Genomic DNA, 22,488 nt, shown 5'->3' with positions numbered 1-22,488 from the left:
GGCGCAACTGGCGCCGGTTATCTCATGAGAAAATGCGTAACGCTGTACACCAGACTGCTCTGGGGACCGGCGAGTATGCGTATTCCCACATCGAGCATAGGGGAAATTACTTTGTCGAAAATATTGGTAAAAAAGACCAGCAGAATAATGATTATCATCCCATAGGGTTCCAGCCGCGCCAGCATTTCAGCCTGCCGGTACGGCAAAAGCCCCACCGCCACTCTGCCGCCGTCAAGGGGCGGTACGGGAATCAGGTTGAAAATGCAGAGGAGCAGGTTGATATACACGGAAAAAGCAGACATGAGAACCAGAGGGTCAAGGAACGTTTGCAGGGCTGAAGCATCGGGGACACCCGCGCCAATTGCTGCCAGCCCCCGCAGTGCAAGGGCGGAAAAGAAAGCCAGAATGCAGTTGGTTACCGGTCCGGCCCCTGCAACCCAAATCATGTCCCGCTTGGGATTCTTGAGGTTGTTGAAATTTACCGGAACCGGTTTTGCCCAACCGATTCCGACAAGGAAAATCATCAGGGTGCCGAAAATATCCAGATGATTGAGAGGGTTAAGGGTAAGACGCCCCATGAAGCGCGCGGTCCGGTCTCCCATGCGGTCGGCAACGAAACCATGGGAGACCTCATGACAGGTTATTGCCATGAGCGCTGGGACGAGCATGATTGAAAGCTTCAGGAAAAACTGTTCCATGGGATGGGAGCTCTCCAGGCTCATACAAAACCGTTCTTATTTAGCAGATAGACCCCAAAAAGTCAATTTCGACACCATCTTATGAAAAATTAATTGCATCTTGAACCGCCCCCCTTTATATTAGCGTGGCTTATGGATTCATCAGTCTTTCTAATACTTTTGAACATGTGGATGGTATCCTTTCCCGCTGAAACATCCTCCCTGCTGAATCGCACGATCGACCCCGCATTGTCACTACGCGCTGATTCAGTAGAGATGGTTTACACCGACGGCAAATTTTCCCATCTGGAATATGGTTTCGCCGGTCATCAGCAACCGCCGTCCTATACCCCCCCCAGCACAAATCACCGCATCATGCGCCCCCGTCTTGCGGAATTCGGCCCCTGCAACCGCCGAGGACATTTGCTGTCACGGTCATCTGATCGTCCTTGCGGATTTGTAGTAGACCTATCGAACGGCACGTCACCCATCAATCTGCTCTCTTTTGACACCCTTGCAGTCAAAGCAAGGAACAAGGGGCAATGGAGCGTTGCGCTTGCCGACGAACAACTCGCCACCCTGGAAGAGAATTACCCGATCGGCAATCTCCACGGAAATCATCAGGAATCGTTTTCCCTCAACAAGGCCGCGGAACATCTCGATCTGAAAAGGATTAAGTATCTGGTATTCATCCTGCAATCAAGCTCAGGCGAACTCAATATTGACGGCATTGAACTAACCAGGTCTGCTTCTGCCACCCCGCCCCTTCCGGAGCACTCCATATGGATTTGGGACTCTCGACCGGCAATAAACGATGCAGGCTCCATGGTGCGCAACCTAAAGGCCCTTCACGTGAGGCGTATATATCTTCAGATTTCGGATGAACTGGAACCGCTCCTGCCAATCATGCGGGAGTGTACCGCAGCCGGGATTGAAGTCTTTGCGCTTGATGGTTCTCCTGCATACCTTGAGCGCCCGGACCCACTTCTCAAAAGGGTGCAGACAGTCAAGGATTTCAACTTAAAGCACCCCGGCACACAGTTTGCTGGATTCCAAATAGACATCGAGCCCCATTTGAACAAAGATTTTCGCATCCGGCTCGACACTTATGGTTCGCTTTACGTCGAGCTAATGGAAAGAATCCGCCGGATTACCGACGGGAAACTCCCCCTTTCGACAGTTATCCCTTTCTGGTACGACTCGCTGCTGATCAAAGAACGGACTCTGGCCTGGCACCTCATCAGACAATCCGATGAAGCAGTCATCATGAGCTACCGTACCGATGATAAAGAAATAGAAGCGATTTCCAGGGATGAACTTCTATATGGAGAGCGCTTGTCCAGGAAGGTGCTCCTGGGAGTGGAAACCGGCCGTATTCCCGACGAGGTCCATATATCCTACCGAAAGTGTGCCGGAGACGCTCCATCAGCCATGGAGGCAGGGAATGCTTACTGGTGTCGAAGCCGTGACTATACCGTGCCGGGCAGCAGAATCTCGTTCAAGGGCAAGGTGGATTCCCTCAAAAAGCAACTTACGATCTCCTTACCCTACCAATCTTTTTCCGGATGGGTCATCCATAGTTATGAAACCGCACCAAGATAATAGATATCGGGGAATACATCCCGTCAGAACATTCCGTGTCCTGGCTGCAGCCTGCGCATTCATAGCTGCCGCACAATGCTTCCCGGCCACACAAGAAGCATCTGCACAGGCAATTTCATACGAGCGCGGCATCGGCAAGGTTAAGGGATTCATTGCCCGCAAACAGTTCAGCGATGCGGAACAACTGCTCTCGACCATGCTCCGCGACTATCCAGGTAACCCGGAAATTCTTTCGTTGCGCGGAAGAATATACCTTTGGAGCGGAAAACCTTCGGCCGCCATAAATGATTTCAACCGTTCCCTCCAGCGCCGCGAGGACCCATCCATCCGCACCGAACTGGCAAAAGCGGAAACGGCCGAAAAGATCTCTCTGGCCAAGGAATTCATCTCCGATGGTAAAATCGCAGAAGCGGAGGGAATGCTTCTCTCCCTCTTTGACGCGCGGCGCGACCGCTACACCACGGGTCTTCTCCTCGGCAGGATCTATACTAACGGCGGCAATTACGGGAAAGCTCGCGATCTATACCGGACCCTCCGTCGGGACTACCCCGATGATCACGATATAACCCTTCTCTACGTTCGCTCGCTCATCATGGCAGGAAACACCGAGAGGGCCGAACAGGAGGTTTCTCTCCTCCCCGATGAAGACCATCCGTCGCTCCACCTCGCCCGTGCTGCCGTGATAAAGACACGGGGGGAATATGCCGAAGCGCTGGAAGAGTACCGGCAGGCCTTGAAGCTCCAGGAAGATCCGTCGATCCGCAAGGAGATCAAGTCCCTCGAAACGCTCAGCGCCCTCCAAAAAGCCGATGCGGCACTGGCGGCAGGAAACAAGAATTTGGCGGAAGCCGTGCTTCGCCCCCTCTACAGCGCAGAGGCAGGCAGTTACGATGCCGGACTCCGACTGGCACGGCTTTATCAGCAAAGAGGAGAATTTGACCGGGCAGCGGCCATCCTTGGCGAATTGTGCCAAAAGTACCCGTCCGACAAGGATCTCAAGCTTACCTTGATTGATGCTCTCCTTGCCGCGGGAAATCTTCCGCTGGCCGAAAGCGAGCTAGCTTCCCTTCAAGGCGATGACTCTCCCCAGGTATCGCTGCGCAAGGGACGTCTCATGTACCGGCTCAAGCGATACGAAGAAGCGATACAATCGTTCCGGGCAGCCGGAGATTCTCTGGAACCGACCGTGCGAGAAGAAAGGGAAGCAGCCGAAGACGCCGCTGCCCTTGGTAAGGCTGTGGCGCTCATGCGCGCCGGGAAACTGGATGAAGCGACGGCCCTGTGGAACGAACTTTTCCTGTCAGGCCGCGAACGCTACGAATCCGGTTACCAGCTGGGCATGTCATACCTCCGCCAGCGTGATTTCGTTCGGGCCGGGGGGCATTTCACGGGCTTGAGCGAAGAATTCCCGAAGGACCCCGGCTTTTTCGCCCTTGCCGTGGAATCCAGACTGCTGTCAAGGGATGTAAAGAAAGCCTCAGCAATGGTGCGTAACGCTTCACCCGAACGTGCCGATTATCTCCGACGCGAGCGGGAGGATATCATCTACCGCGTTCATCCCAACTATGCAAAAATTTCGGGACTTCTTTCCGATTATGATAACGATATTTCGGCGGGACGCGAACTGGCGCTCACAATCTCTCAGCGTTTCGATCCCATAACCCTGGTTGCCAATGCCGCCACCGTACACCGCTACGGCACGGACGACTCCGAAGTCGGCGCGGAAGTAACATTCCCCGTTCCGGGCCGTCCCTTCTACGGCACCGCCGGTTTCACGACAAGCCCGGATGCCGACTTCCTCCCTCAGGCAACCATCCGTGGCGAAGGGACCTACATCCGCAACGGCATCGAATACTCCCTGGGCTACACACGCATGGAGTTCAGAAAAAGCAGTGCAGATGTAATGGTAGTCGGCGTACTTGGCTATCTGGCCCCAACGCTTACGCTCAACGAGCGGCTTTACTTCGTTCCGGAAAAGGGAACTTTTTCGCTCCTTTCCACTTTACATTACGAACCAAGCCATCGATTGCGCGGCTACTATTCTCTCGGGCTCGGCACGGCCAGCGAGACAGATCCCGACACCAACGCCATAGATAGATATCTCACGGTCTCAAACCGCCTCGGAGTAGAATACAGACCGTTCGTCTCCGTCAGCGGCGGAGGCGAAATCTTCAGCGAATACCGTAACGGACTCTACACCCGCCAAGGGGTTCAACTCTTTGTGAAGTACTGGTGGTAGCATGATCGACCCATTTTACTGGATATTCGGCCCACTGACCACATACAGGACCATCCTCGTCGCAACCATACTTTTGCTGGCGTTTATGACCATAGTCCTCCTGGTGACCCTGGTCGTCCATAAGATTTACGTGGAACTGCGGGAGACAAGATCCTTAAGACTTCGCAAGAAGTTCAACGATATTTTCCCGTCATTTATCAACGGAAAAGACGAACATCTTCCTCATCCTAAACAGACCATTGCCATCGACGCACTTGCAGACGTTGCCATAGACCAGATAGCCAGGGCCGATCGCAGCACCGCCAACCGTATTCGCGCAGAACTCAAGCAGGCCGGCATCGTTGACAACCTGCTCCAAAGGCTCAGCAATTCACGCTCATGGGTAAGGCGTTACCGGGCACTTGAACGACTTGGTTTCCTTAAACTTGCGGATCTAAGGCCGATCTACCTGGAACTCATTGTGGATGAATCCGATGTACGCATTGTTGCCAAGGCACTGTGGGCGGCAAGTTACGTCATAGAAGAGGAAGATATTCCCCTCATAACCGATTTTCTGGGCGACTCGAATTTCATGTCGGCGAAGTTCAACGAATATCTGTTCACCAACATGATCGGCGAATTCCGGATCAAACAGGGAGATGATACAACCATTTCCATAATTGAAAGATTTCTCAACCAAGAAACCATACCCGTCCTTCTCAAGAGAGACATTATAGAATCATTAGGAAAGATGGGGTTCACCCAATGCGTACCCTTGATTTTCGATGCGTTCCATCGCTACCGGGATATCACCGAAATGCGAATAACCACTCTGAGGGCACTCGGAGGGCTTTCAACCAGCTCCCTCTGTGAGGTCATCATACCAGCCCTCACCGATCCCGACTGGCGGGTGCGGATGGTTGCATCCCGCAGTGCCAACCTGTGCAGCGATAGCAGTGTCCCCTACCTGGAAGACCTTATGCGGGACAAGAACTACCATGTCAGGATAAACGCAGCAAAGACCCTGCTTACGCTCGGCGAACAGGGCAAAGCAGCCCTTAACCGGGCACTTACCGGAACCGACCGCTTTGCGCGCGACATATCCCATTTTGTTTTAAGCGGATCAAGGTAATGTTCGATTTCATCCTTTACATAGTTATGGCGGTGGAAGTGATTATTCTAATCTACTTCCTGTTCCTCAACGGCAGCTACACCATCCTCACTTTCCTCTCTCTTTTCAACATTCGGGGACAGTTGGCTGTGGCTAGCCGGCAATATATCGACGAACTTTCGACCGGCGTCTTTTACCGCCCCATCAGCGTCCTCGTACCCGCATTCAACGAGGAGAAAACCATCATTCCCTCGGTGTCTAACCTCCTGACGCTCAACTTCCCCGAATATGAAATAATAGTTATAAATGATGGTTCTAACGACGAAACCCTGTCGCTGATGATCTCAAAGTTCAACATGGTGGAAATCGATCGCCCTCTCAGCCTCAAACTCCAACACCAACCGATCAGAGCCCAGTATGTCTCGATCAATCACCCGAACCTGTTTCTCGTGGACAAGGAAAACGGCGGCAAGGCGGATGCGCTGAACGTCGGCATCAATGCCAGCCGTTACCCGCTCTTCTGCTCCATGGACGCCGATTCGCTTCTGGAAAGCGATGCATTGATCCGGGCTTCGAAACTTTTTGTTGAAGACCGGGAAGTGATAGCCACCGGGGGAATTATCCGTGTTCTAAACGGCAGCACCGTGGAAAACGGGAAAATCACCAGCGTACGGGCACCGAACCGTGCAATCGAGTGTTTCCAGTCAGTGGAATACATCCGCGGTTTTCTAACGGGGAGAACATCCTGGAACGCCTTTAACAGTCTGCTGATCATCTCCGGCGCATTCGGCATCTTTCGCAAGGATATGATTCAGGCCATCGGCGGGTATCGAAAAACCGTCGGCGAAGATATGGACCTGGTGGTAAGACTGCATCGACACTGCAATAAAGAAAAGATCCCCTACAAAATCCTCTTTGTTCCGGATCCGGTCTGCTGGACCCAGGTCCCTTCGGACTATCGCTCGCTGCTTAAACAGCGCAACCGCTGGCATCGCGGCCTCATCGACAGCCTCCGGTTCAGCAGGGGGATGGCTCTCAACCCCCGTTACGGCAAGGTTGGGCTGGTTGGCATTCCTTACTTCACACTCGTGGAAGCATTCGGGCCCTCCATCGAATTCGCCGGTTACTTTGCATTTGTCTTCTTTTTCTTCTTCGGCTACATAAGCCGCGATTTCGCACTTCTATTCCTTCTGGTATCCGTTTTGTGGGGCACATGGCTGAATGTCGGCTCCATACTGCTCGACAATCTTATCTACCGTCGTTACCACAGCGTGTGGGATCTGCTCAAGTTGTCCTTCTTCGGCCTGGTGGAGTTCTTTGGTTATCGGCAGCTCATCGTCGTGGAACGTCTCATCGCCACATTTACCTTCTGGAAAACCGAGTGGGGCAAAGCACGACGTCAGGAAATAAAAGATGATATCCCTCAAGAATCTGTTTAAACGAATAGTTTTCGTACTGCCTCGCGCCATTCTGGTTGGAATTTTCCTGTTCACACTGCTGGTAACGGTTCTGAGCAATTTCGATTACTTTGAACCGTACATTCCACCGGTTTACCTTGCCCGCGCCTCGATCCGCAACTACAACGACCGGATCCTGGTTGGCCCGTACCCGCATCTGGACGAAATGAAAGCTCTGAAGCGCAACGGTGTGCAGACCCTTATCAGCCTTCTCGACACCTCCCTGCCCCAGGAAAAGGCGCTTGCCGACCGGGAGGCCATAAACGCCAGCCGTCTCGGGATTGATGTCCGGTTTTTCCCCCTGGGATACCTTCCGGTTGACAGCGAACAAAACCGGAAAACGCGTGAGCAGATCATGGCCATGGTCGCAGGCGACAGGAAAAAGCTCTATATTCATTGCTATCTGGGCCGGCATCGGGCGAACTTTATTGCCGATGGACTCTACGGCATAGAACCGCCAACCGGCAAGAAGCACTAAATGCCTTGACAGGATTGGGCAACTCATCGTTAATAGAAAAATGGCAATCAAAAACAGGCACTCAGACAGCAAGAAAAAGAATCAGGACAACACAGCTAATCGAATACTGCGCACAGGGCAGCTCGTGACGCTCGAAATTACCGGTCTGGATGATGAAGGATTCGGTACGGCATCCTTCGAAGGAAAGAAGGTTCTCATTGCCGGGGCTCTACCCGGTGAAACCGTAAGTTTCAAGGTAACCCACTGCGGGGCGCGGACGGCATTCGGCGAAACCGTCACAATCCTGTCTCCCTCCCCATACCGCATGGCATCCTCGCAGTGCACCATTGCCGCCTGCAGCAACTGTCCGCTTATTTCCATGAACTACCAGGCGCAGCTTGACCTGAAACATCGTTGCATCGAAAGGGAAATCCGTACCTTCCCGTCGCTTCGCGCAGTTCCGGTACACGACGTGATTCCGTCGCCTCGCCCCCTTAACTACCGCAACTCCGCCAAACTTGTGGTGGCCGGCACCTTCAGGTCGCCGATCATCGGAATATACCGGCGCAACAGCCACGACGTTGCCGACATTGCCTCCTGCCCGCTCCACCATCCCCTCATAAACCGGATCGTTGACGTCGTGAAAGAAGGGATCACCAAGGGGAAAGTTCCGGTCTACAATCCCCGGACCGGCACCGGTTTCCTGCGCTACCTGGTGGTACGGGTTTCCGAGCATTCCGGCCGGGCAATGGTTGTTTTCGTCACTGCAAGAAGGAGTTACAACGAGATTCATCATCTGGCCAAATACATTCAGCGGCTTGTGCCGGAACTGGATGTGGCGGTCCAGAACGTGAACGCCTCGGAAGGGAATGTGGTTCTTGGCCAGCAGGACCATTTCATAACCAGGGATCATGCCCTTATTGACGAACTTGGCGATGTGCGATTTTCCATCTCTCCCCGCTCCTTCTTCCAGGTGAACAGCGGCAGTGCCCGCATCATCTATGAAAAGGTCCGGGAGTGGAGTGCCCTGACCGGTCAGGAGATGGTGGTCGATCTCTATTGCGGCATTGGCGGGATATCGCTCTTTCTTGCAGGCCAAGCACGGGAGGTACATGGCATAGAGTACGTGGATGCCGCCGTGGCCGACGCGGAGCGTAATGCCAGGCTGAACCGTGTCCACAACTGCTCCTTCGAAGCAGGTGATGCCGCCGAGTTGCTGCGGGATCATATTGAAGACGGTGCGGAGCCCGATCTTATAGTATTGAACCCTCCCCGCAAAGGGTGCGATCGCAAGGTACTGGAAACGGCGGCAGCCTCAGGACCGGGCAGAATTATCTATGTCTCCTGCTCTCCGGCAACCCTTGCCCGTGATCTGGATATCCTGGCTGGTCTCGGCTATCGGACCCTGGAGATTCAACCGGTTGACATGTTCCCCCAGACCCCACACGTTGAAAACGTTGCCCTCCTTGTGGATGCGCGCAGCGAAATCAACAATCAGGCTCCCTCCATGACCGGAAGCAGCCGGAAACAGCTGCAACAACGCAAAAAGAAAGGGGTGTCCGCCTGAACGGGCACCCCTTCCACTTACCTATAGCCGGTCGAAACCGCTACTTTCTCAAAACCTTCACAACCGACGAAAAGTCCTCTTCGCCACGACCGTCCTTGACCCCCTGCTCGTAATTCTTGCAGGCCACCAGGGCGGCCGGTAGGTCCAGCCCCAGCTTGTGCGCTTTTTCGAGCACAAGTTCCAGCTGTTCATGAACATATTTGAGAGCCAGGTTGCGGGTAAAATCCCCACGGGCAATCACGCGCCCCTTTGAATGGAACAGTGGCGAGGCTACGCCGCCGGAATCTAGAACTTCGAGAATCTTGTCAACATTGAAGCCCATTTTCTCACCGAAGACAATGGCTTCAGCAAGGGTTTCCATTAATTCGGCCTGGACCAGGTTCACCACGAATTTCATGCGGGTGGCATCACCAATGGCTCCCACATGGATGATATTGAGACCGAAAAACGAGAACAGTTCACGGCACCGCCCGAGGAGCGAAGGATCGCCGCCGGCCAGGATGGTGAGAAGTCCGTTGGCAGCATGCTCCTTGGTTCCCCAGACCGGCGCATCAAGGAACAGAACTCTGTGCTTTTCAGCCTCGTCTGCCATTTCCTTGGTGCTTTCGAGGGAATGGGTACCCATGTCAACGAGAATTGTACCGGGATCAATCCCGGCGAAAATGCCGTCCTCGCCGTAAATATCAGGCTTCAGGCGCTCTTTTTCCGGGCGGATGTAGATTACGATGTCTTGTCCCTTGGCAACCTCACGGGGAGTACCCGCTCCGGTTGCGCCAAGTTTCACGAGATCGGCAACTGCCTCCGGGCTCGAATCATAAACCGACAGGTTGTAGCTTCCCTTGAGAAGGTTCGCGGCCATATGCCTGCCGACGGTGCCTAACCCCAAGAAACCGATATTTCTCAACATTGCACGCCTCCCGAATCATCAGTAAGTGAACATATATTCCATGAACGTACATAATAGTACAATGTGTTTAACGCTTGTACAATAGAAGAGTTTAAAAAAATAACACCGTTTGCTTTACCGCGACTTTGTAACGCCAACCCTTTTGCAAAAAGACGTCAGGGAACAGGTGGCACAACGGGGCGAAATCGGGGTACAGTGATTTTGCCCGAACGCAACAAGATAATCATTAATAACTCCCCAATACTCGGCGGGGAGTTTCCGGCGCAATGCAAACTCCGTCTCTTCCGGGGTTTTAGTGCTGACATACCCCCAGCGATTGCAGATGCGGTGCACATGAGTATCAACACAAATTGCAGGATTGCCGAACCCCAGCGTCACGACCAGATTCGCCGTTTTGCGCCCCACCCCCTTGAAAGTCAGCAACTCGTCCAGGTCGCCGGGAACCTTCCCGCCGTAATTTTCCACCAGCGTTCGGCAGATGCCCTGGATCTGAACCGCCTTGTTCCGGAAAAAACCCACCGGGTATATGGCACGCTCTATTTCATCCAGGGAGAGCAGAAGCATCTTTTCCGGCGTGTCAGCCAGCGAAAATAGCCGCTCGGATGCGGCACCAGTGGTCTTATCCTGGGTACGAAGTGAAAGAATGCAGGAAACGAGCACTTTGAAGGGATTGCCCTCCCGCTGCGAGACGATTGTCACCGCGGGAGTCGGCCATGCTTTCACGGCATCGGCAAGCAACGCCATGACGTCATGGATATCGGAGTCTCTCACGACAATCCCCGGTTCCTGAAAATGCGCATGAACAGGACACCGATAATGGAAAGGCTGAGTCCGACGCAAAGGAAGAGATATCCGAGGCTGCGCCCCTCGCCCCACCCCAAGAAATCGCTGCCATGCATGAAAGCTATAAGGTAAAGGCCAAAAAAGGTAAGAATGCCACCGATTATGTAGAGTCCCATTGCAACTACCGCCAAGACAATTCCCATGTCTTTTTTTGCCATTTATCCATCCCCTCGCTGTGTGAATATGCCGCCTGCGCCGGGCAACCCGTTCCGCCGATGGCTGAAAAATACTACCGGAACTGTACGTTCCTGACAACCGCTATCTATTTCTCTCCTGCAACCGGAACTCTTGTGCTTGCAAAGCATAATAGAGCATGGTTAAGTTATCCATCACTAGGCATCATTACAGAACAGGAATTTATCCCATGATGAAAACCATAGATCTCCATGTCCATACAAACCACTCCGACGGTCTCCACTCCCCTGCCGAAATTGTGAGAATGGCTGTCGAGCAAGGCCTTGCCGCCATAGCCATCGCAGACCATGACACCGTGAACGGGCTCGACGAAGCGATCGCCGTCGGCGCGGAACTGGGGATCGAGGTAATCCCTGCGGTTGAATTATCCGCCGAGCTCGGCCGCTATCGCGACATGCATATCCTTGGTTATCACTTCGATTACCGGGATGCCGGTCTTGGGCAGATGCTGGCCGAGTTCAGGCTCAATCGCGACAACAGGGGAAGAGCCATTGTCGAAAAGATAAACCGGCGGCTTTTGGATGGACGGAAAGACCCCATCTCCTACGACGAGGTCATAGGTCTGGCAGGAGGCGCAGTGGGAAGGCCCCATATCGGCAGGGCGCTCCTGGAGCACGGCTACGCCCGGGACATGGAGGATGCATTCCGCAGGTACCTCATCCCCTGCGACGTCCCCAAGCGCTATATACCCGCCGCCGACGCAATCTCTGAAATCAGGAGGACAGGCGGCGTTTCGGTGCTGGCCCACCCATTGACCATAAACACCGATCGTCGCGAACTCAAGAAAATCATCTCTGAGCTGGCCGACCTCGGACTGGACGGCGTTGAGGTATTCAACAATATGTGCTTCCAGGACGATATGATTTTCTTCGAATCCCTCTGCGGAGAGCTCGGCCTCCTCATGACCGGCGGATCAGACTTCCACGGATTCGAGAATGACGTGGAAATCGGCACGGGGCGAGGCGGACTCGCGGTCGCTTACAGGCTTGCGGAAGCAATTAAAACCCTTGCGGGGTCCCGAAAAGCGGCGTCACAGGACAAACTCCCATGAAAAGTCCAGGCAAGGCCGATGCGCGTCAAGTGCTGCAAATGATGCGCTGGGTGGCGCGGACAAGAATCTCTCACCTGCGTGAAAATGTCACCTTCCATGATAACGACCGCCGAAATTACTATCTGCGGCAATACGAAGAGAGATTGGCTCAGATTGAACGCCTGATACGACATATAAGCATCGCACTCGTCGAACCACCGGACGAAAAGCCGGACAAATAAAGCTGTCTCCCCGCAACAAAAAAGGACCCCCGGCACGGATATGCGAGAGTCCTTTTTACCCTTGAAGGCTCAAGTACGGCTAATTGCGTAAAACGCCGCAGCGGCTCACTCCTTATAGTGTTTGTAATTCGACACGATGAGTTCATCCTCAATCCTGCCGACCCCCTTTACAGCGGAAGCGATACGGAGCGTTTCCAGTCTCTCGGCATCGGAGTGCACGTGCCCCGCAAGACAAACGACATCCTTTTTGGCACTTATCTTGACATGGATATTCTCGATGGTGCGGGAGCGGAAAAGTTCGGTCTCGACCTTCTTGCAGAGGATAATCCCGTCGACAACCTCGCGAGTCTCGATCTCGCCGTCTTTCAGGCGGGGATCCCTGGCTGCGGCGATTATACTTTCAATGATTGCAGTCTGGGACATGCGCGAAGTATTGAATACCTGATCGTAGCCCAGCGGATCATTCCAGTCGCGATTGAAGTAGAAATGAATAAAGCCGCCGCGCTGATGGTCGCTCTTGCGGATAAGTTCACGGGCCAGATCGGGGTCGATCCATTCCCGCTCGGAGAGGCTTTCCACGCGGTCCTCGAAAGGGGCCACGAAACGAAGCCGCAAGACGTTTTCCACCTCTGAGAGAAGATCCTGGGAACCTCTTCCGTAGAGGATAACATCACCTTTACTGGCGCATTCAAGCAGAATAATCTCAATCGTGTTGAGGTGGGCGGCATGGAGCCGGTCCTCGGCGGTTATATAAACCGGGGGCTTTTCATCGACCCTCTTGAACACCTCCGTATCAAGGCCGTACTTGGAGGCAAGCTCGGCAATCCTCGCGCCGTCAACAAGAGTATGTTTCAGCCGTTTCGCCACCTCTTGGGCAATCTGGTAGGCGCCGGTTCCCATCTCTCTGGAAATAGTAATAATCGCCATCATCCCCTCCGGTCTTGCAAAAAGTGCTAGATACTACCATGACAAGGGTACGTATACAAGGGGCTAATTCATGTGATAACATACGCTGCAACAACGCTTTATAACGGAGTTAAACAAGGCGAAATGACTGATTTCATTACCCGTTTAATCATATTCACCCTGATACATTCATTATTGGCACTTCCCCGCCTCCAACGGGGAATTGGCGAGGCATTCCCCCGTATCAAGCGTTTTTATCGACTGTTATACAACGGGATTGCCGTGGTGACATTCTTCTGGGCAATGGGCACCTGGCATCTGGCACCGGTCCTCTACATCGTGCCCGGAGCAGGGAGTCTCCTCTTCTATCTCATGCAACTGATTTGCCTTGGCCTTATTGCCCGGTGCACCGCACAGACCGGCATGGGTGATTTCCTCGGTTTGGGGCAACTGCGCGGCATTCCCCGGCAGCACCAGCTCGTAACCACCGGCTGTTACGGCATGGTGCGCCATCCGCTCTACACTTTGTCATTCACCTTCCTGGCACTTAACCCGGTGATGACTCTCAAATGGTTGATACTCACCATTTATTCAAGCATTTACTTCGTAGCCGGAGCGAAAATCGAGGAGAGGAGACTGACTGCTGAATTTGGCGAGGCATACCGCCACTACCAGGAACGGGTACCGATGTTCCTTCCGAAGATGCGAAAATAGGAACATCGCGTCAAGGAGAGGAAAATAAACTCTACTCAGTCGAAACGAACTTTCCGCACACCATCAACTGACACGAGGGAATCAACAAGGGTGCCCTTGGTGTCGCGCATATTCAACTTCACTTCGAATTCAAAATAGATACGCGCAGCATCCACATCCCGCTCCACGTTGAGATCGATAATTTCCAGCTGCCTCGCATTCAGTATCTTCTCAATCCGGTCAAGCTGCCCTGCCACATCATCACTCCAGACCTTTACGGCATTGTACCTGTCGCGGTTCAATACCCCCTCAACCCGTTTCAGTAAGAGGAGAGTCGCCAGAGAAATCGTGGTTACCACCAATGGGACAATGAAAAGACCTACCCCGCATGAGAGTCCTATGGCAGCGGCAATCCAGAGACATGCGGCAGTTGTAAGGCCGCGGATGGATGATCCCTCCCGGATTATGGCGCCGGCGCCCAGAAAACCGATACCGGTAACCACTTGGGCGGCAACCCGGCCAGGATCGACACCAACGGGACCGGCTGAGGTGAAATTGCCGTACAACCTGTGGAATTCAAGGGAGACAGCGACAAAGAGGCACGACCCGAGAGAAACCAGCAGGTGGGTCCTGAACCCGGCGGGACGGCCATGAATCTCCCGCTCCAGGCCGATAAGCCCTCCCAGGAGGGAAGCGAGCAGAAGCCGGCCGATCATATCAAGGTTGAATTCCATAACTATCCACCTGCCTGGTTCATTCTGCCTTCAAGTGCTCCGGCGTCAGGGTTATGGTGAGTACGAAGCGCTCTTCCCCCCCGTCACTCCTGACAGTCAGGGGCACCCGCAAGGCACCGCAAGAAGATACCGACACCTCCCCATCAAGGGCCACGGATGAAGTCTTATCAAGAGAAGCTCTGGTGTCCCCCTTTGATATTTCTCCATAATTGGCCGGCACTTCTTCACCCGGCAGCTCCGGCGAACCCTCACCGGCCAGAGTCGCTTCAGAAGCCTCCCGCACCGGGGCCGAATCGAGCATGTCAACGGGTTCACTGCCCTGCTCTTCACCCTGAAGGTTCCTCATGACCTGCTTTACTACCGTGGAGAGGACTTGCAGGACCCCCTCGCCCGACCTGGAGGCTGATTTTACTGCCGTGAAGCCGGAACCGTCCACGAGCCCGGCTATCTCCTCCGGGCTGCACGCATCGGGCAAATCACTCTTGTTGCACTGAACCACGCAGGGGAGCTTCTCCAGGTCCTGCCCATAGCTCAGAAGAAAACTTCTAAGGTTTTCCATGCTCTGACGGGTGGCCGCACGGGATTCCGGCGACGAATCCGCAACGAAAACGATGCCGTCAGCCCCCTTAAGGACGGTCTTCCAGGTGAACGGATTGGAAACCTCACCCTGTACGGTATAGAGATGGAAACGGACCCGGTAGTCGTTCAGTTCTCCTAAACCGGGAGGCATGAAATCAAAGAAAAGCATCTTGTCAACCTGGCCACCCATGGTCTTTATCGGGCCACGGAACTCCGGCTTCAGTTTCCGGTGGATAAACTGAAGCGTCGTGGCTTTGCCGGCAAGGGGGGTACCGTAGTAGACGATCTTCGCATTGATTTCACGCTTCGTTCTGTTAATCAGGGCCATCGTGGCCGTCCTCCTGTTAATCCTTTTTCTTGCTGAGAAGCAACTTCCTGGCTTGGGTTGAAATAATCGACGAGATATTCTTGCTTTTTGCCAGATGCCCCAGGTCTTTATCGGTCAGTGTCGCCAGGAACCGGAGCGCTGCCGGAAGCGGCGTCTTGTTGTTCTCCACAAGCGCTTTGCGAATCTGATAGTTCTTGATCCACTCCTTGTTGGCACAGATAACGCGGAGTATTTCGTCATTCTGGACGGCAGACTTGGAGATCGTCAGAACTTCCTGTTCCGTTATCCGTGGATTCTTGATGACAGTGCCGGAAACGAGTTTGTTGGAATCGCGGATCAGTATCATCCGCCATTCCTTATCGCCGGTCTGGGCTATCTTGATCTTATCGGGAACACTCATTACCTGGGCAAGCTGGTATTTCCCCCGGAATTCCTCACTCTCCTCATTCACCTCAATCTCCCCTTCGCCGGCAAGCTCATCATCGACTTCCGGCTCATCATATCCGTGGGGATGAGCCTTGGGCGAGCTCTCTATACCGCAGCCGGCGAGGAAAGATCTTGTTTCGTCGCTGCAATGGGGATGGGAGGCGATGAGCTTCGCTATATCCGCCTTCCGCCAGTGAACACGTGCAATGCCGTCCAAAATCCTCGGATGAATGGATGAAGTGGTGACGGCCTCGCGGAGAATGTCATCGGACAACTCTGCGAAACGTCTCCGTGCGTTTTGCAGCACGGCATCGTCATGGTCGTGGGCCAGGACAAACAGCACCGTAGCTGAATCCGCGGGAGAGAGTTCCACCTCTCCCGCGACAACCTTCAGTTTTTCAGAAACCGGGGTATCCCCTGAAATAAACACAGCAGCCCGCGAAGATATTTTAAAGGTGATTTTCAGAAAACCCCTCCCTTATTTGCCAACCGGCACCACAGAGGGAGAAAGGCCTTTTTTCTTCAACCGCGCGGCATCATCCAGCGCAGCTGCGCGGTTATCGTACTTGCCGACGGTCAGGAGGAGAGTCGGTACGGATACGCTCGCACTCTTCAGAGTAACCCGGTAACCGAGCCCTTCCAGCCTCTGCCGCTCCTTTGCAGCCCGCTCTTTCACAAAATAGGAACCGGCATAAACCCGATAGGAACTCCCCTCTTTAAGCACAAAACCTTCCACGGTAGCATCGCGCAGTTTCTGAAGCTCCTTGCGGGCGGTCTCCTGGTCGGCGTATTCACCAAAAAGAAGGCGAATCATCGGCTCTTTTTTCAAGCTCCCATCTTTTACAACCGGAGTTAGCCCGGCATCCCGCACTTTTGCCTTATCTTTCTCCATGGCTGCCGGCACGACGTACTCACCAATCCGGAGTGTGTAATCGCCTCCCGCCACCACGGAGGCGGCAGTTTTGGAAACAGCCGCGGTTTTCGCCTTTTGGGGCACGGCAACAGCTGTAGTAGAGGTCTTTTTCGGCTTAACCGCAATGGCCGCCGATTTCTTCGCCTCTTTTGCCACAGGTTTTGGGGCCGCCGCCTTCGGTTTCTCGACTTTTTCCGGCTGGCGGACTGCCTGTTTCACCGCCACTGGCACCTTGGCCGGTGGGGCCGGTTTGGGCTGCTCCTTTTTCACTGCGGGGGCTGCCGGGGCAGCAGCCTTCGGAGGTTCGACTACAGCCTTTTGCTGGGCCTTCTTTTCCGGCGCGGCAGGTTGAACCGCCGGCTGGGGAGGCACCGCCGCAGGTGCCGGCGCCTCTGCCGGAGCAGCCGCAGGAACCTGATCGGCAGGCCGTGGAGGTATCGGCTGTTTAACCTGGCTGGTTTGTACCGGCTCAGGAGTTTTTACTTCCTCACGCGGCGCGATTAGGTCGGTGAAATAGAAGAGATAACCAAATACCGCCATAAGAAGCAAAAGCACCAGCAGTAGGAGACGGGTGGAGCTCGCACCCCCTTTTGGCGACTTTCCCCCCGGCTCCTGGTCAAATTCGATGTTCATCGGATACATTCCTCCTGGTTATGCAGCTGTCAGTGATTGTTCTTTTCCTTTGCCTTTGCAGACTCGGCAATGATTTTCTGGGCCAAATGGCTCGGTACTTCCTCATAGTGGGAGAATTCCGTGGAGAAGAGCCCCCGGTCGCTGGTCATGGATTTCAGATCGTTGGCATAGGTAAGCACCTCGGCCATGGGAACAACCGACCGGATAATCTGCGAATTGGCCTTCGGTTCCACGCCGACAACCTTTCCGCGCCGGGAGTTCAAATCGCCGATAACGTCTCCCATGGTTTCCTCCGGAACCGTTATCTTCATATTCATCATCGGCTCCAGGAGCACCACCTTGGCTGTCTCCATGGCCTTTTTGAACGCCATGGAACCGGCCACCTTGAACGCCATTTCAGAAGAGTCCACCGTATGGAACGAACCATCGTAAACCGCAGCCTTGAAATCCACCAGGGGGTAACCGGCCAGGAAACCATCCTGAGCGGCTTCGAATATCCCCTTTTCAACAGCTGGTATGTACTGGCGCGGAATTACGCCCCCGACTATCTTGTCATCGAACAGGAAACCTTCACCACGCTGCAAGGGAGTAAACTCGACCCAGCAGTCACCATACTGCCCCCGCCCCCCTGACTGTTTCTTGTATTTTCCCTGGGCTTTCACCTGTGCCTTGAACGTTTCGAGATAAGGCACTTTCTGGGTTTTCATCTCAACTTCGACATTGTACTTGCGCTTGAGCTTCTCGATGGTCACCTCAAGGTGCACCTGCCCCATGCCCGAGAGGATCAACTCGTGGGTCTTCTCGTCGCGGTGCGCCTGTATCGTCTGGTCCTCTTCCATGAGCCGCTGCAACGCTCCGTGGATTTTGTCCTCGTCATTTTTGGTCTTTGGCTGGATAGCATAGGAAATGACCGGTTCAAGCGGCTTCGCAGGTTCATAAATGATGGGCTTGTCCTTGTCGCAGAGAGTGTCGCCGGTAAGGGTCTCCTTGAGTTTGGCCACCGCGACAATGTCTCCCGCCACGGCCTGCTTGATGGGTTTCTGCTTCTTACCCTCCAGTTCGTAGATCTGGCCGATCCGCTCCTCGCAGTTGCGCACGGAATTGTAGACAGTCGAGTCGGAATTCAGAGTGCCCGAGTACACCCGAAAAATGGAAATCTTGCCGGTATAGGGATCTGAAGTTGTCTTAAAGACAAGAGCCGAGAATTTTTCCGACTCGTCGGGCTTGCGCTCCTCCAGTTCGCCGGTAACCGGATGCGCACCGACAACGGCTCCGCGGTCGAGGGGCGAAGGCAGGCAGTGGCAGATGTAATCAAGCAAGTTGTGGATACCGATGTTAAGGGTGGCGGAACCGCAGAAAACCGGCGTAAAGGTATAACGGAGCGTACCGATCCTCAGGCCGTCGAGAATCTCTTCCTCGGTAAGTTCTCCTGCCTCCAGATACTTCTCGGTGAGTGCATCATAGGCCTCGGCGGCGGTCTCCACCAGGATGTCCCGGAGACGCTGGGCCTCATCCATGTCTCCGGCCGGAATCTCTTCCTCCGTAAACTTCCCGGAGCCGTCCTTTGCATAACGATAGGCCCTCATTTTGACAAGGTCGATGACCCCCTCAAAGGTATCGGCCGCCCCCAGGGGCATCTGAACCGCAACCCCACGGGCATTGAGCGACTTCTCCATATCATCGAGGGCGCGCAGGAAGTTGGCATGCTCACGGTCCATCTTGTTTACGAAGGCAATCCGGGGGAGTTCGAACTCGTTGGCCCACTCCCAGACTTCTTCGGTCTGGACTTTGACACCTGATATGGCCGAGAGGATAACGACGCACCCCCCCAATGCCCGCATGCAGGCACGGGTATCGGCGATGAAGTTGCCATAGCCGGGGGTATCGACGATGTGGAGCGAATGACCATTCCATTCGCAATGGTCGAGGGAGGACGAAATCGAGATCTTCCGCTTGATCTCCTCGGGTTCGAAATCCATGGTCGAGGTACCGTCATCAACACGGCCGAGACGGTCTGTCATCCCCGCAGCAAAAAGCATGGCTTCCGTGAGAGAGGTCTTGCCAGCGCCGCCGTGGGCGACAATTCCGAGGTTTCTCAGCTTTGCGGTATCATACTTGCCCATACATCCTCCCATGATGATAAGGTATAGGTCGTCATCGACCTTTTGACTTCCGCTCTACTTCGCCTTTTCACTCCCGATTACGTTCGTACAGTATCCTGAGCCCCTCCAGTGTAAGATAATCCTCTACCGCTTCAATTGTTTTCGATTCCGGTGCTATCATCCCGGCAAGCCCCCCCGTTGCAATGATCCGCGGAGAATCCTTGCTCTCAGCCCTCATGCGGCTGACAATCTCGTCCACAAGGCCGACATAGCCGTAAAATATGCCTGCCTGCATTGAATTGACAGTATTACGGGCAATAACCACCGGAGGCTTTATTATATCTACCCGTGGCAGTTTGCTCGCCCGCTGAAACAGCGCCTCCATGGATATTACAAGCCCCGGGGCGATAGCGCCGCCGCAATATTCCCCCTTGCGGTTCACATAATCAAAGGTGGTTGCAGTGCCGAAATCGACGATAATCAGGGAAGTCTTGTATTTCTCATAACCGGCCACCGCATTGACAATCCGGTCAGCCCCCACCTCCTTGGGGTTGTCATACTGTATCGGCATCCCGGTCCGGATGCCAGGGCCCACCACAACGGGGGAATAGCCGAAGTAATTGAGGGAAAGCCTTTCCAGCACCCCGGACAGGGTCGGCACAACCGATGAGATGATAATGGCCTTCACATCCTTGAATTCGAGGCCTGCCCCCCGGAACAACTCTCTGATCAAGATGCCATACTCGTCGGACGTCTTGGCCTTGTCGGTGGATATACGCCAGTCGCACACAAGTTTCCGGCCGTCATAAATGCCGAGAACGATATTTGTATTGCCAACATCTACGACAAGAAGCATTCATTTCCTCCAAAAACAACGGGACAACAGGTGGCTAGGCCATCACCAGTTCGCTCCCTCACTCATCTATTGTCACATCCCCCGCAAGAACCCGTTCCTGTTTGCCATCCGGAGTTCTCACCAAAAGAGCGCCGATCTCGTCAATCCCCTCAACAGTCCCACTCACTTGCCGCTCCTGACAGTTAACCCGAACCCTGCGGCCCATCACGGCGCTCCGGTCGAGCCAAGCCTGGCGCAGAGGAGCGTACCCTTCAGCACAATAACTGTCATAGTGTGAATCAAGGGCTTCAAGAAGCGCCCGGGTAAAAGAAAGCCGCTCCACCCCATGACCGGCCTCAATGGCCAGGGAACTGGCAGGGTGGCGCAGGTCGCCGGGGAACTGGCTTCGCTGCATATTGATGTTGACCCCGATGCCGAGCACCAGGTAATCGACCCGCTCCATCTCGGCGCTCATTTCGTTGAGCAGCCCCGCCACCTTGAAACCGTTAACCAGTACGTCATTGGGCCACTTGATGACTGGAATCAGGCCGGCGGCACGCTCGATAGCCTCGGCCACTGCCACTGCCGACAGGAAGGTAAGCTGGGGAGCATGAATGGGCATGATCGGCGGCCGCAGGATAACGGAACAATAAAGGTTTACGCCAGCCGGAGATTCCCAGAGCCTGCCGAGCCTTCCCTTGCCCCGGTTCTGTGAATCGGCAATCACAACGGTACCCTCGGCGGCACCTTCTTCGGCAAGGCGACCGGCAAGGATATTCGTAGATTCAGTCTCACTGACGCATACCAGGGAAGTGCCGACAATCTTGACGTTAAGGCCGGTTGAAAGTTCCGCGGGGGTAAGGATATCGGGAGAGGAGACGAGACGGTACCCTCTGGAAGGAACCGCTTCGACGCGGTAGCCGAGGTCCTTGAGGGCCTTGATATGTTTCCAGACGGCGGTGCGCGATACATTAAGGAGGCGGCTCAGTTCTTCGCCGGATACGACGCCCCCGTTACGGCCCCTGAAGATCTCCAGAATCTTTCGGTCGATTTCCCGGCTTCCGCCGGCATCGGGGCGTGGAGACTCACCGCTCACTCTGCCTCCAGAAGCATCGAAATATCCATGGCGCGGGCAGAGTGGGTCAGCGCCCCCACGGAGATGATATCCACCCCCGTTTCGGCTATTCCCCTTACGGTTTCAAGATTAACCCCGCCCGAAGCCTCCACGAGGGAACGACCGCCGATGAGCTGCACCGCCTCAGTCATGGTTGCCAGGTCCATGTTGTCGAGCATTATGATCTCAGCGCCGGCGTCGATGGCCTCGGCCACCTCGGCGAGAGTCTCGGTTTCCACTTCAATCTTCATGGTGTGGGGGATGTAGGCACGGGCACGGGTAACTGCCTGAGTGATTCCGCCTGCGGCAGCTATGTGATTTTCCTTGATCAGAACGCCGTCGTAAAGGCCGGTGCGGTGATTTATCCCCCCCCCCACGCGCACGGCGTACTTCTCCAGAACCCGAAGGCCAGGCGTTGTCTTGCGCGTATCGACGATTCGTGCCCGCGTTCCCGCCACAGCCTCCACGTATCGGGACGTGAGCGTAGCGGTACCGCTCATGCGCTGCAAAAGGTTGAGCGCCACGCGCTCACCCTGAAGCAGCATAGCTGAATCACCATCGAGTTCGGCGATGAGGTCACCAGCTGCAAGCCTTGCCCCATCTCCATGGAGCGGCCTGAAACCGGTCGAAGCGTCCAGAAACGTGAACACCCGTGCGGCCACGTTCACGCCGGCCAGTACCATTGACTCCTTGGCAATGAGTCTGGCGCGGGCCGGACGCCGCTCCGACACCACCGCAAGAGTCGTGATGTCACCCGTATGGATATCTTCCATGAGTGCATTTTCAATAATCCTGTCAAGGCCTGTCATAGGCTCTCCATGTCTCTGAAATTAAGCCTCTATATAGCACAGGACAGGGGTACCCGCAACCGCAAAGAGGGCGCGGCGCCGGGGTTTTCCGCCAGGTTGACTTGGCCGGA

General features: G+C 54.6%; 22 protein-coding genes. 9 read left to right on the top strand and 13 right to left on the bottom strand.

Translation table 11 applies throughout. The annotated features are described in order from the left end of the window. Positions 1 to 17: 17 nt before the first annotated feature. Positions 18 to 698: a site-2 protease family protein gene (locus tag JZM60_RS13080; protein ID WP_207162880.1), complete on the bottom strand. Its 681-nt coding sequence runs from the start codon at positions 696 to 698 to the stop codon at positions 18 to 20. 132 nt (positions 699 to 830) lie between these two features. Here JZM60_RS13080 and JZM60_RS13075 point away from each other — a divergent pair, with 132 nt between their 5' ends. Genes JZM60_RS13075 through rlmD form a run of 6 tightly spaced genes read left to right on the top strand, consistent with a single transcriptional unit; the run spans position 831 to position 9,089 of the window. Continuing rightward, positions 831 to 2,279, top strand: a complete 1,449-nt coding sequence (locus tag JZM60_RS13075) for a hypothetical protein (RefSeq protein ID WP_207162879.1) — start codon at positions 831 to 833, stop codon at positions 2,277 to 2,279. Continuing rightward, a complete protein-coding gene (locus JZM60_RS13070; RefSeq protein WP_207162878.1) occupies positions 2,260 to 4,518 on the top strand; it encodes a tetratricopeptide repeat protein in 2,259 nt (752 codons plus the stop codon). The genes JZM60_RS13075 and JZM60_RS13070 overlap by 20 nt, the downstream gene beginning before the upstream one ends. Before the next feature lies 1 nt (position 4,519). Further along, complete coding sequence (locus tag JZM60_RS13065) at positions 4,520 to 5,629, top strand: HEAT repeat domain-containing protein (protein ID WP_207162877.1); 1,110 nt, start codon at positions 4,520 to 4,522, stop codon at positions 5,627 to 5,629. Next, positions 5,629 to 7,047, top strand: a complete 1,419-nt coding sequence (locus JZM60_RS13060; protein WP_207162876.1) for a glycosyltransferase family 2 protein — start codon at positions 5,629 to 5,631, stop codon at positions 7,045 to 7,047. Before JZM60_RS13065 ends, JZM60_RS13060 begins: the two co-directional genes overlap by 1 nt. Continuing rightward, entirely contained in the window at positions 7,022 to 7,543 is a 522-nt protein-coding gene (locus JZM60_RS13055) for a protein-tyrosine phosphatase family protein (RefSeq protein WP_207162875.1), read from the top strand. Before JZM60_RS13060 ends, JZM60_RS13055 begins: the two co-directional genes overlap by 26 nt. Positions 7,544 to 7,583: 40 nt before the next feature. Further along, on the top strand, positions 7,584 to 9,089 hold the full coding sequence (gene rlmD, locus JZM60_RS13050) for a 23S rRNA (uracil(1939)-C(5))-methyltransferase RlmD (protein WP_207162874.1): 1,506 nt from the start codon (positions 7,584 to 7,586) through the stop codon (positions 9,087 to 9,089). Positions 9,090 to 9,129: 40 nt separating this feature from the next. Here rlmD and JZM60_RS13045 read toward each other — a convergent pair whose 3' ends face one another. The 3 genes from JZM60_RS13045 to JZM60_RS13035 form a co-directional block, all read right to left on the bottom strand. Next, positions 9,130 to 9,996 carry an NAD(P)-dependent oxidoreductase gene (locus JZM60_RS13045; protein WP_207162873.1) on the bottom strand — a complete coding sequence of 289 codons (867 nt, stop codon included), beginning with the start codon at positions 9,994 to 9,996 and terminating at the stop codon, positions 9,130 to 9,132. A gap of 114 nt (positions 9,997 to 10,110) precedes the next feature. Next, positions 10,111 to 10,767 carry an endonuclease III domain-containing protein gene (locus tag JZM60_RS13040; protein WP_207162872.1) on the bottom strand — a complete coding sequence of 219 codons (657 nt, stop codon included), beginning with the start codon at positions 10,765 to 10,767 and terminating at the stop codon, positions 10,111 to 10,113. Further along, positions 10,764 to 10,997, bottom strand: a complete 234-nt coding sequence (locus JZM60_RS13035; RefSeq protein ID WP_207162871.1) for a hypothetical protein — start codon at positions 10,995 to 10,997, stop codon at positions 10,764 to 10,766. Before JZM60_RS13035 ends, JZM60_RS13040 begins: the two co-directional genes overlap by 4 nt. 206 nt (positions 10,998 to 11,203) lie before the next feature. Here JZM60_RS13035 and JZM60_RS13030 point away from each other — a divergent pair, with 206 nt between their 5' ends. Continuing rightward, complete coding sequence (locus tag JZM60_RS13030) at positions 11,204 to 12,085, top strand: PHP domain-containing protein (protein ID WP_207162870.1); 882 nt, start codon at positions 11,204 to 11,206, stop codon at positions 12,083 to 12,085. Continuing rightward, complete coding sequence (locus tag JZM60_RS13025; RefSeq protein WP_207162869.1) at positions 12,082 to 12,306, top strand: hypothetical protein; 225 nt, start codon at positions 12,082 to 12,084, stop codon at positions 12,304 to 12,306. Before JZM60_RS13030 ends, JZM60_RS13025 begins: the two co-directional genes overlap by 4 nt. A gap of 105 nt (positions 12,307 to 12,411) precedes the next feature. Here the strand turns inward: JZM60_RS13025 and JZM60_RS13020 are convergent, their stop codons facing one another. Beyond that, on the bottom strand, positions 12,412 to 13,233 hold the full coding sequence (locus tag JZM60_RS13020; RefSeq protein WP_207162868.1) for a cytidylate kinase family protein: 822 nt from the start codon (positions 13,231 to 13,233) through the stop codon (positions 12,412 to 12,414). A 174-nt stretch (positions 13,234 to 13,407) separates the two neighbouring features. Between JZM60_RS13020 and JZM60_RS13015 the strand changes: the two genes are divergently transcribed. Continuing rightward, the gene (locus JZM60_RS13015; RefSeq protein WP_241426258.1) at positions 13,408 to 13,926 is read left to right on the top strand and encodes a methyltransferase family protein; all 519 of its coding nucleotides are present in this window, start codon (positions 13,408 to 13,410) and stop codon (positions 13,924 to 13,926) included. 35 nt (positions 13,927 to 13,961) lie between these two features. On the opposite strand, the gene JZM60_RS13010 is transcribed toward JZM60_RS13015, so the two are convergent. The 8 genes from JZM60_RS13010 to nadC form a co-directional block, all read right to left on the bottom strand. After that, positions 13,962 to 14,639: an MgtC/SapB family protein gene (locus JZM60_RS13010; RefSeq protein ID WP_207162866.1), complete on the bottom strand. Its 678-nt coding sequence runs from the start codon at positions 14,637 to 14,639 to the stop codon at positions 13,962 to 13,964. Between the two features lie 19 nt (positions 14,640 to 14,658). Beyond that, complete coding sequence (locus tag JZM60_RS13005) at positions 14,659 to 15,546, bottom strand: GTP-binding protein (RefSeq protein ID WP_207162865.1); 888 nt, start codon at positions 15,544 to 15,546, stop codon at positions 14,659 to 14,661. A 16-nt stretch (positions 15,547 to 15,562) separates the two neighbouring features. Continuing rightward, positions 15,563 to 16,402, bottom strand: a complete 840-nt coding sequence (locus JZM60_RS13000) for a hypothetical protein (protein WP_241426257.1) — start codon at positions 16,400 to 16,402, stop codon at positions 15,563 to 15,565. Positions 16,403 to 16,450: 48 nt separating this feature from the next. Further along, positions 16,451 to 17,518, bottom strand: coding sequence for an SPOR domain-containing protein (locus JZM60_RS12995; RefSeq protein ID WP_207162864.1), 1,068 nt, complete (start codon positions 17,516 to 17,518; stop codon positions 16,451 to 16,453). 29 nt (positions 17,519 to 17,547) lie between these two features. Next, positions 17,548 to 19,641 (bottom strand): elongation factor G, encoded by a 2,094-nt coding sequence (fusA, locus tag JZM60_RS12990; RefSeq protein WP_207162863.1) that lies wholly within the window; start codon positions 19,639 to 19,641, stop codon positions 17,548 to 17,550. 67 nt (positions 19,642 to 19,708) lie between these two features. Further along, entirely contained in the window at positions 19,709 to 20,476 is a 768-nt protein-coding gene (locus tag JZM60_RS12985; protein ID WP_207162862.1) for a type III pantothenate kinase, read from the bottom strand. Between the two features lie 58 nt (positions 20,477 to 20,534). Continuing rightward, a complete protein-coding gene (locus tag JZM60_RS12980) occupies positions 20,535 to 21,551 on the bottom strand; it encodes a biotin--[acetyl-CoA-carboxylase] ligase (RefSeq protein WP_207162861.1) in 1,017 nt (338 codons plus the stop codon). Further along, the gene (gene nadC / locus JZM60_RS12975) at positions 21,548 to 22,378 is read right to left on the bottom strand and encodes a carboxylating nicotinate-nucleotide diphosphorylase (protein WP_207162860.1); all 831 of its coding nucleotides are present in this window, start codon (positions 22,376 to 22,378) and stop codon (positions 21,548 to 21,550) included. Before nadC ends, JZM60_RS12980 begins: the two co-directional genes overlap by 4 nt. Positions 22,379 to 22,488: the final 110 nt, after the last annotated feature.

The organism is Geobacter benzoatilyticus (genome assembly GCF_017338855.1).
GTDB classification, from domain to species: Bacteria; Desulfobacterota; Desulfuromonadia; order Geobacterales; family Geobacteraceae; genus Geobacter; species Geobacter benzoatilyticus.
This window is presented reverse-complemented; position numbering and strand designations above follow the sequence as displayed.

Bases quoted from the DNA above. Each gene is read 5' to 3' on its own strand.
- JZM60_RS13080 (WP_207162880.1), bottom strand. From the start codon at position 698: ATGGAACAGTTTTTCCTGAAGCTTTCAATCATGCTCGTCCCAGCGCTC.
- JZM60_RS13075 (WP_207162879.1), top strand. From the start codon at position 831: ATGGATTCATCAGTCTTTCTAATACTTTTGAACATGTGGATGGTATCC.
- JZM60_RS13070 (WP_207162878.1), top strand. From the start codon at position 2,260: ATGAAACCGCACCAAGATAATAGATATCGGGGAATACATCCCGTCAGA.
- JZM60_RS13065 (WP_207162877.1), top strand. From the start codon at position 4,520: ATGATCGACCCATTTTACTGGATATTCGGCCCACTGACCACATACAGG.
- JZM60_RS13060 (WP_207162876.1), top strand. From the start codon at position 5,629: ATGTTCGATTTCATCCTTTACATAGTTATGGCGGTGGAAGTGATTATT.
- JZM60_RS13055 (WP_207162875.1), top strand. From the start codon at position 7,022: ATGATATCCCTCAAGAATCTGTTTAAACGAATAGTTTTCGTACTGCCT.
- rlmD (WP_207162874.1), top strand. From the start codon at position 7,584: ATGGCAATCAAAAACAGGCACTCAGACAGCAAGAAAAAGAATCAGGAC.
- JZM60_RS13045 (WP_207162873.1), bottom strand. From the start codon at position 9,996: ATGTTGAGAAATATCGGTTTCTTGGGGTTAGGCACCGTCGGCAGGCAT.
- JZM60_RS13035 (WP_207162871.1), bottom strand. From the start codon at position 10,997: ATGGCAAAAAAAGACATGGGAATTGTCTTGGCGGTAGTTGCAATGGGA.
- JZM60_RS13030 (WP_207162870.1), top strand. From the start codon at position 11,204: ATGATGAAAACCATAGATCTCCATGTCCATACAAACCACTCCGACGGT.
- JZM60_RS13025 (WP_207162869.1), top strand. From the start codon at position 12,082: ATGAAAAGTCCAGGCAAGGCCGATGCGCGTCAAGTGCTGCAAATGATG.
- JZM60_RS13020 (WP_207162868.1), bottom strand. From the start codon at position 13,233: ATGGCGATTATTACTATTTCCAGAGAGATGGGAACCGGCGCCTACCAG.
- JZM60_RS13010 (WP_207162866.1), bottom strand. From the start codon at position 14,639: ATGGAATTCAACCTTGATATGATCGGCCGGCTTCTGCTCGCTTCCCTC.
- JZM60_RS13005 (WP_207162865.1), bottom strand. From the start codon at position 15,546: ATGGCCCTGATTAACAGAACGAAGCGTGAAATCAATGCGAAGATCGTC.
- JZM60_RS12995 (WP_207162864.1), bottom strand. From the start codon at position 17,518: ATGAACATCGAATTTGACCAGGAGCCGGGGGGAAAGTCGCCAAAAGGG.
- fusA (WP_207162863.1), bottom strand. From the start codon at position 19,641: ATGGGCAAGTATGATACCGCAAAGCTGAGAAACCTCGGAATTGTCGCC.
- JZM60_RS12985 (WP_207162862.1), bottom strand. From the start codon at position 20,476: ATGCTTCTTGTCGTAGATGTTGGCAATACAAATATCGTTCTCGGCATT.
- nadC (WP_207162860.1), bottom strand. From the start codon at position 22,378: ATGACAGGCCTTGACAGGATTATTGAAAATGCACTCATGGAAGATATC.